This window comes from Shewanella nanhaiensis (assembly GCF_019457885.1).
GTDB lineage: Bacteria > Pseudomonadota > Gammaproteobacteria > Enterobacterales > Shewanellaceae > Shewanella > Shewanella nanhaiensis.
The window spans coordinates 1-2,286 of record NZ_JAHZST010000044.1; the positions used below are offsets into that span (position 1 = coordinate 1).

The 2,286-nt window shown below is 57.0% G+C and carries 1 protein-coding gene; it reads left to right on the forward strand.

Translation table 11 applies throughout. The features are described from left to right. Nucleotides 1–2,286 (forward strand): beta strand repeat-containing protein (locus tag K0625_RS24220; protein ID WP_220111917.1); only part of this gene is annotated, 2,286 nt, incomplete at both ends.

Consider the following 2,286-nt stretch of genomic DNA (forward strand, 5'->3'; position numbering starts at 1 on the left):
AAGATAACAATGTGCTCTACACCGGCCCGGTCACTCAGGAGATGCTCGATAACGACAACGGTATTGACCTTGCTATTGATGCACCTGCGAGTGGCACTAACTTGGTTATCACCGCCACCGTCACCGACGTTGCCGGCAACACTGCCACGGGCACTGACAGTGCGACCTTAGATTACGATGACAGCGTCACCGTACCGGGTGCACCGACCGTAGTTATTACAGAAGACACCAACAACGACGGCTACATCAATGATGCCGAGCTTGAAGGTCAAATCAATATCACGGTGGAGCTCGGCGCGAACACTGTGGTGGGCGACACCTTAGTGGTCACCGACCAAGCGGGCAACGAGCTGTTCAGTGGCACCGTCACCCAAGATATGCTCGATAATGGCCTCGACTTGGCCATGGACCCACCGGCGACCGGCACTAACCTGGTTATCACCGCGACGGTCACTGATACCTTGGGCAATGAAGCGGCAGGCAGTGATAATGCGCTGCTCGATTACGGCTCAGGTAGCGGCGCACCGGCGGCGCCAACGGTTGAAATCACTGAAGATATCAACAACGATGGCTTCATTAATGATGCAGAGCTTGATGGCCAGATTAACACCACCATCACCCTTGGGGCGGGCACCCAAGTCGGCGACACGCTGGTCGTCACCGACCAAGATGGGGTTGAGCTCTACAGCGGCACGGTCACCCAAGCCATGATAACGAATGGCCTTGCCATTGCCTTTGATGCACCGGCCACGGGAACGAATCTCGTTGTCACCGCGACGGTCACCGACCCAGCTGGTAACAGCGCTGAAGGCTCAGATGCGGCCACGCTCGATTACGGCACGGGCACTGGCGCCCCTGCTGCGCCAGTGGTTGAAATTGTTGAGGATGCCAATGATGATGGCTTCATTAACGATGCCGAGCTTGACGGTCAAATCGACGTCACCATCACCTTAGGGGCAGGCACGGCAGTGGGTGACACCTTAGTGGTCACCGACCAAAATAATGTCGAGCTATTTAGCGGCACCGTCACGCAAGCCATGATAGACGATGGCCTTGCCATTGCCTTTGATGCGCCAGCGACAGGCACGAACTTAGTGGTGACGGCCACCGTCACCGACGCGGCTGGCAACAGCGCAGAAGGTGCAGACAATGCCACCCTCGATTACGGCACGGGCACAGGCGTCCCTGCTGCGCCAGTGGTTGACATTACTGAGGATGCCAATGGTGATGGCTTCATTAACGATGCCGAGCTCAATGGGCAAATCGATGCCACTGTCACCTTAGGCGCTGGCACTGCGGTGGGTGACACCTTAGTGGTCACCGACCAAGATGGTATCGAGCTATTTAGCGGCACCGTCACGCAAGAAATGATAGACGATGGCCTAGCGGTCACCATGGACCCACCTGCCACTGGCACCAACGTGGTTATCACCGCCACGGTCACCGACCCAGCGGGTAACAGCAGCGAGGGCTCAGACAGTGCCCTACTGGATTACGGCACAGGCACGGGGGCTCCCGCGACCCCAACAGTCGAAATCGTGGAAGATATCAACGATGACGGCGTGATTAATGACACTGAGCTTGAGGGTCAAATCGACATCACGATCACCTTAGGGGCAGGCACTGCGGTGGGTGACACCTTAGTGGTCACCGACCAAAATGGTGTTGAGCTGTTCAGCGGTGTGGTCACCCAAGCGATGCTCGACAACGGTCTTGCAGTCACCATGAACACACCAGCCAGCGGCACCGAGATTGTGGTCACCGCCACGGTTACCGATGTGGCGGGCAACACGGCCACAGGCAGTGATGCAGCAACACTTGATTACGTCGAAGCGCCAGCACCAATCGCGCCAACGGTTGAAATCACCGAAGATGCCAATGATGACGGCTACATCAACAGTGATGAGCTGGACGGCCAAGTCAACATCACGGTCAGCTTAGACCCAAGCACCCAAGTCGGCGACACCTTAGTGGTCACCGACCAAAACGGCAATGAGCTGTTCAACGATGTGGTCACGCAAGAGATGCTCGACAACGACCTCCTGCTTGGCATGGATGCGCCGGCCACTGGCACGGACATCACCATTACGGCCACCATCACCAACACCAATGGTGACAGTGCCTCAGGCAATGACAGCGCGACCTTGGATTACGGCACGGGCACTGGCGCACCAGCTAGCCCAACCGTTGACATCACTGAAGATGCCAATGAGGATGGCTTCATCAACAGCGCTGAGCTTGATGGGCAAATCAACATCACCGTGACACTCGGTGAAGGCACGCAAG